Here is a 6,854-nt window from a genome sequence, read left to right as displayed (position 1 = left end):
TGAACCCTCCCCGCGGCAAGGGTTCACCGTTAGGATGAAGAACGATTTGCAGTTCGCTCGCTATCGCGGTTCAGATTTGGCGGACTCAACAATCATGCCGCCATTGTCTTTCCCTGCCCGGGCGTTCAAGCATTCTATTTGACCTTCTTTCCTAAAGCACCTATGATACCGGAGAGTTGTTTCTTTGGGCCTTTCTCGAAATCGCCGTGAGTTCAGGAATCGGCGCATCCTTATGGATTCACTGTATTCTGGAAAAAGCCGTTTCGAATCATTTGCATCATACCCAACCGGTAGTCAGACCCATTGGCGAACGAAAGTGACCGCCATCCATGAAAAAGCCATCATCAACTGACGCTACCCCTGCTGTCGGTCGACTGGGAACGTTTGCTGGTGTGTTCACCCCTAGCGTTCTGACCATATTAGGGATCATTCTCTTCCTGAGACTCGGGTATGTGATCGGCAGCGCCGGATTGGCGCGCGGCCTGGTCATCATTGCCCTGGCCAATGCCATCAGCGTACTCACCAGCATTTCCCTGTCTGCCGTGGCCACCAACCTCAAGGTGAAAGGTGGCGGCGATTACTATTTGATATCCCGCACCCTGGGCCTGGAATTCGGCGGCTCCATCGGCCTGGTCCTTTTTCTGGCCCAAAGCGTGTCCATCGCTTTTTACTGCATTGGTTTCGCCGAGGCGGTGGCCGCTTTTTTTCCCCAGGCGCATCCGCTGGCCGTTCAGCTGATTGCTGCCGGTGCCGTGGCGTTTCTATTTGTTTTTGCCTGGCTGGGTGCGGACTGGGCCACACGGTTCCAGTTTGTGGTCATGGCCCTGCTGATCGTCGCCCTGTTCTCTTTTTTCATCGGCGGCATCCGCCGCTGGGATTCGGCGCTGCTGGCCGCCAACTGGGCGACGCCGGAAAATGGCGCCCCCTTCTGGATTCTCTTTGCCATCTTTTTTCCCGCCGCCACCGGGTTCACCCAGGGGGTGAGCATGTCCGGAGACTTGGCGGACCCGGGAAAAAGCCTTCCCTTGGGAACATTTCTGGCTGTGGGAATCTCTATGGTGGTTTATTTCACCGTGGCGGTGCTGTTTGCGGGAGCTCTGCCCAACCAGGTCCTGTCGTCGAATTACGGTGCCATGAAAACCGTGTCCGCCGTCGGATTCTTCATCGATGCAGGGGTGATTGCCGCGACCCTCTCCTCGGCCATGGCGTCATTCATGGGAGCACCACGAATCCTGCAGTCCTTGTCTGCCGACCGGATATTTTCTATTCTGACGCCTTTTGCCACGGTCAGCGAACCGTCGGGCAACCCCCGACGGGGTGTGCTGCTCTCCGCCGGCATTGCCTTTATTACGATTGCCTTAGGACAGTTGAACCTGGTGGCCAGTGTGGTTTCCATGTTTTTTCTGATTTCATACGGACTGCTCAACTATGCCACCTTTTTCGAGGCCAGAACCCAAAGCCCCTCTTTTCGACCCCGCTTCAAATGGTTCTCCCCCTCGCTGAGTTTAGCCGGTTTCATCATCTGTGTAGGCGCCATGCTGGCCATCGACCTCAAAAGCGGGGCAGCGGCCATCGCCCTGTTGTTGGCCGTATACCAGTTTCTCAAACGCACTGCCGGGCCGGCACGGTGGGCCGACAGTGCCCGATCCCATCATTTGCAGCGAGTGCGCCAGCATCTGCTTGCCGCCGGAGAAGATCCTGAGCATGCTCGCGACTGGCGCCCCCAACTACTTGTGTTTACTCAGGATTCGGAGCGTCGTGTCCCGCTGCTGACCTTTTCCGCCTGGATTGAGGGCGGCACGGGCTTTACGGAGGCGGTACAGATAATCGAAGGTGAGGGAATAGCGGCCAGAAAAGCGCAGGAATCAGCCCACCGGGCGCTGGCCGAGGCCATTGCTTCCGGCCACCATGCCATGTTTCCCCTTACCGTGTGTGCGCCGGATGTCACCCAGGCCATGGGGATTCTTATTCAGAGTTCGGGCATCGGTCCGTTGCGCCCGAATACAGTGGTCCTCAACTGGATGGGGGAATCCGCTAAAGCCATTTCCGGCATCGGCGCCTATAACTACGTGAAACACCTCAGGCTCATTTTTCGGCAGGGAAAAAACCTGGTGGTTTTGCGCATAGATCCGGAATCCTGGAAACGGCTTGAAGCCCAGCCGAGGGAAGGGCGACGGATCGATGTGTGGTGGCAGGGTAATGCCACCAGTCGCCTGATGCTGCTGTTAGCCCATCTGATGACCCGCAACGAACCATGGGATAAAACCACTCTCCGGGTGCTGACACAGGGCGATGGTACATGTATTGACAAAGAAAAAGAGAAATTGATAAAAATTATGGAGGACATTCGCATCGATGCCGCCGCCGAAATCGTTGAGAATTTCGATGCTGAAACGATTGTGCAGCAGTCGGCCGACGCGACCTTTGTTTTTCTTCCCCTGAAAATTAAACAGAACCACATTCTCGATCCCACCGGTAAATCATTCGAACGCTCCCTGCCCCGGCTACCGGTTTCTACTGTGGTCATGGCCGCGGAGGACATCGATCTGGATGCGGCTCCCGAAGAGGGGCTGGCCGCCCAGGTTGCCCGGGCCACCGATGAACTGGAAGCGGCCCGGGAAAAAGCCGCCGCAGCTGAAAAGGCGGCAGCAGAAAAAAAGGCAGCTCTGGAGCTGCTTAACAGCCGGCTCAACGTGTTGGAGGATAAGGGTGTTTCCGGCGCGGTGCCCCTGGATACCCGGGAGGACCTGAAGGAGGAAATCAAGGATGCCGAATCCGGCGCCGAAAAGGCTTATCGACGTGCGGTCAAGGCCAAGGTCAAGGCCGATGATGCAGCCAAGACCATTGATGCGTTGAATCCCGGATTAAAGTCTGCCAAGGAACCGTCGAAATAGACAGTGTCCGCGTTACCTGTTTAAATGGAGATGTTTATGCCCAGCCCCAATCTGGACTACATTGAAAAAGACTTGATTCTTGAGGACTTGTGAGTTGATATATAGCAATTTATCGTTCACGAATAAAAAGTGTTTTACCCTGAGCAAGGGGTGCTTTGCACCCGCAGCCACGGATAGGCGATCATGATCATCTATTGTGAGGAGTGTGGTTTTAAAAACACGATTGACGAGGCATGCGTCAAAGGTCCAAAGCCTCAGGTTCCCTGTGGGAAGTGCGGGGACTTTCTGCGCTTTTACGGCCTGAAGGCAAAAGCGCTCAAAGCATCCTCGTCGAAGTACAAAAAAACGCCGGGAGCCTGCCTGATCCTGAAATACGGCAAAGTGGTGGTTCTCGTAAACGAAAAAAACTCTCGCGTAGAGATCGGTCGCCAGAAGAGCAACGACATCCAGGTGGTGAACAACCGGGTATCCAGAACGCACGCGTTAGTCGAGTATAAAGATGGGAAATATTATCTCACCGACCAAAGTTCCAATGGCACCTATCTTCTCATGGAAGGACGCAAAGGGGTCACCGTCCGTAGAAAAGAAATAATGCTGACCGCCAAGGGTGTCATCGGTCCGGGATACAAAGTTGATTTCAAATCCACCGATGCCATTCATATTTTGTTCGAGCAAGCGCTTTGATCCTTATAAACCTGAAAAGGCCTCCGGGTTTTCCAGCCGGATCAGCCGCTGTTTGACGTCAAGCCCGCCGCCGTAGCCGGTAAGTGCGCCATTTTTGCCGATGACCCGATGGCAGGGGATAATGATGGAGATGGGATTGCGACCGTTGGCGGCGCCCACGGCGCGCACAGCATCGGGTTTACCAATACGCTGGGCAATCCACAGGTAGGAGACCACCTTGCCATAGGGAATCTCTGAAAGAGCCGACCACACCTTCATTTGAAAGGGTGTGCCTTCCGGAAACAGATCAATGTCGAAGGTTTTCTGTTCGCCTGCAAAATAAGCGGCAAGCTGTATTTTAACCGTTTTGAAATGGGCCGTGTCCCGCCGCCAATCCCCTTGGATGGGCACCGGATTTTTCCCGTTGATGAAATTCAGGTGCCGCAACCCGTTCTCGTCTCCGGCCAGAATAAGGGTGCCGGCCAGATCGGTTTGAATATAATCATAGATCATTGTGCCTCCTATCCCAGCCACAGGTAAATTGCCGCGTAAGCCCGCCAGGGACGCCAGGCTTCGGCACGTGCCGTCACCTGTTTGACCGTCGGCCGGGAGCCCTTCTCCTGGAGAGCCTTCATGATGCCCAGGTCCGATGCGGGGAAGGCGTCGGGCTCCCCCAGGGCGCGCATGGCTACATAGTTCGCCGTCCAGGCACCGATGCCCGGTATGGCCGTCATCCTGTCGATAAAGCGGGATAGTTCTCCGGCTGTGTCCAGCCGCAGCGATCCCGAAACCACTTGCCGAGCGATTTGTCGAATTGTCTCTTTTCTCTTTTGGGGCATGCCGATACCTGCCATATCGGCTGCTGCCAACTCGGCGGCATCGGGAAAGAGTCGTGTCAAATGGGGCTTGCCGTCTCCGTCATGCGGGACGCCGGCCAGGCGGGCGATACGGCCGAGCTGGGTGACTGCGCCCTTTACCGAAATCTGCTGGCCCACCACCGCTCGCATTGCTGTCTCGAAAGGGTCCCATGACCCGGGCAGGCGCAGTCCCGGTGTTTGGTGGATCCGCTTGGCCAACAAGGGGTCTTGAACCAGGGTCTGATGAATGGCCCGTGGATTGGCATCCAGGTCGAATATGCGGCGCACCCTCTCTACGACTTTCATTAGCTCCCGGCTGTCCGTCATGCATACATCCAGTACCAGGGCGTGGCTTTTTTTGGCGTGTCGCACAGCGATGGTTCCCCGGGTGGTCGACAGCCGGATGGTCCGGCAATAGACCCTGTCACCCACCCATTCTACACCGGGGATGGCCCGTTCCTGGAAAAAGGCCAGCATTCGGTCCCAGTTGTATGGCGGCCGATAGGGTAAGGTCAGTGTGCAGTTGAATCCATCATCGGACCACGGTTGTGTTTGCGGGCGACCTCTACGAAGCTGAGACGGCGTAAGGCCGACGTGCTTGCGAAAGGCAGCATTTAAGCGTCGGAGGCTGCCGTAGCCGGCGGTGAGGGCTGCCTGGGTGATGGGCATGTCCGTTTCCACTACCAGCCGTTTGGCAAACAGCAGGCGCTGGTTGTCCGCAATGGCCTTGGGTGTGGCACCGATATGCTGCCGGAACAGACGGCGCAGGTGCCGGGCGCCGACACCCAGCCGTGCGGCCAGATTGTCCACGGAACCGCCGTCGAGGGCACCCTGGCGAATTAGATTCATGGCTCGGGCGACGGTGGCGGATGTGCCGTTCCAAGCCGGTGTTCCCGGGGCCGTCTCTGGCCGGCAGCGCAGGCATGGGCGGAGGCCGACTGCAGCTGCAGCGGCTGCCGTGGGATAATAGACGATGTTTTCCGGTCGGGGCGACCGGGCCGGGCAGATGGGTCGGCAATAGATGCCCGTGCTCTTGACGCCGATAAAAAAGAGGCCGTCAAATCGCGGGTCCCGGGCCAGTCTGGCCCGGTCACAGGCAGAGCGGTCCATAAGGGTATTCATTTTGATCCTTTAGCCATGGTGGAGCAATTCGCGTATTGTCATGGAAGCCATTTCCCTTTATGCTTTGAGCTATATTCAGATTTTTTTGGTCGTCTGACAAGTCGTTTTCGGACATGTTAAAAAAAAATAGAGGCGCCAATGTCCCGATTCACCCGAAAGTCGTCAAAAAAGGCCGGGAGTTCTCCCGGAACCCTGGTCCACGTGGGAGAAAAAAAGACGGACGACATCCGTCTTGCCATGCTGCACTATGACGCAGACACGCTGATGGAGAGACCCTTGAACCGAGTTGAAGAGGCGTTGCCCCTTCTGACGACGACCACCACCACCTGGATCAATATCGACGGCATTCACGACATCTCCGTCATGGAGCATATCGGCAGGCATTTCGGCCTTCATCCGTTGACCCTGGAAGATGTGTTGAACACCACCCAGCGGCCCAAGGCCGAGGCCTTCGACGACTATCTCTTTGTCGTGATGAAAATGCTCCACCATGGTGAAAAAGATGATCTTATCTACTCGGAGCAGATCAGCCTGATACTGGGAAAAAATGTCCTGATCTCTTTCCAGGAGTCAGCCGGAGATGTATTCGAGCCGGTCCGGGAGCGGATCCGGAAAGGTCAAAGGACGGATCCGTACCGGTGGCTGTGATTATCTGGCCTACGCACTCATCGACGCCATTGTAGACAACTACTTTGTAATCCTTGAAAAACTGGGTGAACGGCTGGAAATTCTGGAAGAGGGCATTGACGACCATCCCGAGGCCGGCATTTTAGCAGATATTCACACCATCCGGCGGGAATTGATTTACCTGAGAAAGCAGGTCTGGCCGCTGCGGGAGATTATCGCGCATTTTCTCAAAGACGATGTTGATTTCATTGGTGCAGCCACCCGTCTCTTCATGCGTGACGTTTACGACCACACCATCCAGACCATCGATACCATCGAATCTTTCCGGGACATCCTGTCCGGCATGCAGGATCTTTACCTGTCCATCATCAGCAACCGCATGAACGAGGTGATGAAGGTGCTCACCATCATCGCCACCATTTTCATCCCCATCACCTTTGTCGTCGGCATTTACGGCATGAACTTTACTCACATGCCCGAGCTGACCTGGCGCTGGGGCTATCTGCTGGTCTGGATGATCATCCTGGCCATTGTCCTCGGCATGCTTGTTTTTTTCAGGCGCAAGAAGTGGGTGTGAACCGCGATAGCGAGCTTGTTCCCCGTTGGTTGCGGCGGGGAATGCAAGCGAACGGGAAATCAATTTTATCCATACGGTGCTGTGCAGCACGGCCGAAACAGGCAGAACATTCCC

6 protein-coding genes are annotated in these 6,854 nt (G+C 55.9%); 4 read left to right on the top strand and 2 right to left on the bottom strand.

Translation table 11 applies throughout. The features are described from left to right. The first annotated feature begins 329 nt into the window (after nucleotides 1-329). Nucleotides 330-2,894 carry an amino acid permease gene (locus QNK41_RS02435; RefSeq protein ID WP_319253383.1) on the top strand — a complete coding sequence of 855 codons (2,565 nt, stop codon included), beginning with the start codon at nucleotides 330-332 and terminating at the stop codon, nucleotides 2,892-2,894. A gap of 183 nt (nucleotides 2,895-3,077) precedes the next feature. Next, complete coding sequence (locus QNK41_RS02430; RefSeq protein ID WP_319253381.1) at nucleotides 3,078-3,578, top strand: FHA domain-containing protein; 501 nt, start codon at nucleotides 3,078-3,080, stop codon at nucleotides 3,576-3,578. Nucleotides 3,579-3,581: 3 nt separating this feature from the next. Here the strand turns inward: QNK41_RS02430 and QNK41_RS02425 are convergent, their stop codons facing one another. Together QNK41_RS02425 and QNK41_RS02420 are read right to left on the bottom strand one after the other, a co-directional pair. Then, on the bottom strand, nucleotides 3,582-4,070 hold the full coding sequence (locus QNK41_RS02425; RefSeq protein WP_319253379.1) for a methylated-DNA--[protein]-cysteine S-methyltransferase: 489 nt from the start codon (nucleotides 4,068-4,070) through the stop codon (nucleotides 3,582-3,584). Nucleotides 4,071-4,078: 8 nt separating this feature from the next. Further along, a complete protein-coding gene (locus tag QNK41_RS02420; RefSeq protein WP_319253377.1) occupies nucleotides 4,079-5,536 on the bottom strand; it encodes an AlkA N-terminal domain-containing protein in 1,458 nt (485 codons plus the stop codon). Between the two features lie 138 nt (nucleotides 5,537-5,674). Between QNK41_RS02420 and QNK41_RS02415 the strand changes: the two genes are divergently transcribed. Together QNK41_RS02415 and corA are read left to right on the top strand one after the other, a co-directional pair. Further along, on the top strand, nucleotides 5,675-6,184 hold the full coding sequence (locus QNK41_RS02415; RefSeq protein ID WP_319253375.1) for a CorA family divalent cation transporter: 510 nt from the start codon (nucleotides 5,675-5,677) through the stop codon (nucleotides 6,182-6,184). Continuing rightward, nucleotides 6,117-6,740: a magnesium/cobalt transporter CorA gene (gene corA / locus QNK41_RS02410; protein ID WP_319253374.1), complete on the top strand. Its 624-nt coding sequence runs from the start codon at nucleotides 6,117-6,119 to the stop codon at nucleotides 6,738-6,740. Before QNK41_RS02415 ends, corA begins: the two co-directional genes overlap by 68 nt. Nucleotides 6,741-6,854: the final 114 nt, after the last annotated feature.

Origin of the sequence: Desulfosarcina sp. (assembly GCF_033791525.1) — a bacterium.
GTDB lineage: Bacteria > Desulfobacterota > Desulfobacteria > Desulfobacterales > Desulfosarcinaceae > Desulfosarcina.
Note: the sequence above shows the minus strand (reverse complement) of the source record. Positions and strands in the feature narration are given on the sequence as shown.

Bases quoted from the DNA above. Each gene is read 5' to 3' on its own strand.
- QNK41_RS02415 (WP_319253375.1), top strand. From the start codon at position 5,675: ATGTCCCGATTCACCCGAAAGTCGTCAAAAAAGGCCGGGAGTTCTCCC.
- corA (WP_319253374.1), top strand. From the start codon at position 6,117: ATGTATTCGAGCCGGTCCGGGAGCGGATCCGGAAAGGTCAAAGGACGG.
- QNK41_RS02425 (WP_319253379.1), bottom strand. From the start codon at position 4,070: ATGATCTATGATTATATTCAAACCGATCTGGCCGGCACCCTTATTCTG.
- QNK41_RS02430 (WP_319253381.1), top strand. From the start codon at position 3,078: ATGATCATCTATTGTGAGGAGTGTGGTTTTAAAAACACGATTGACGAG.
- QNK41_RS02420 (WP_319253377.1), bottom strand. From the start codon at position 5,536: ATGAATACCCTTATGGACCGCTCTGCCTGTGACCGGGCCAGACTGGCC.
- QNK41_RS02435 (WP_319253383.1), top strand. From the start codon at position 330: ATGAAAAAGCCATCATCAACTGACGCTACCCCTGCTGTCGGTCGACTG.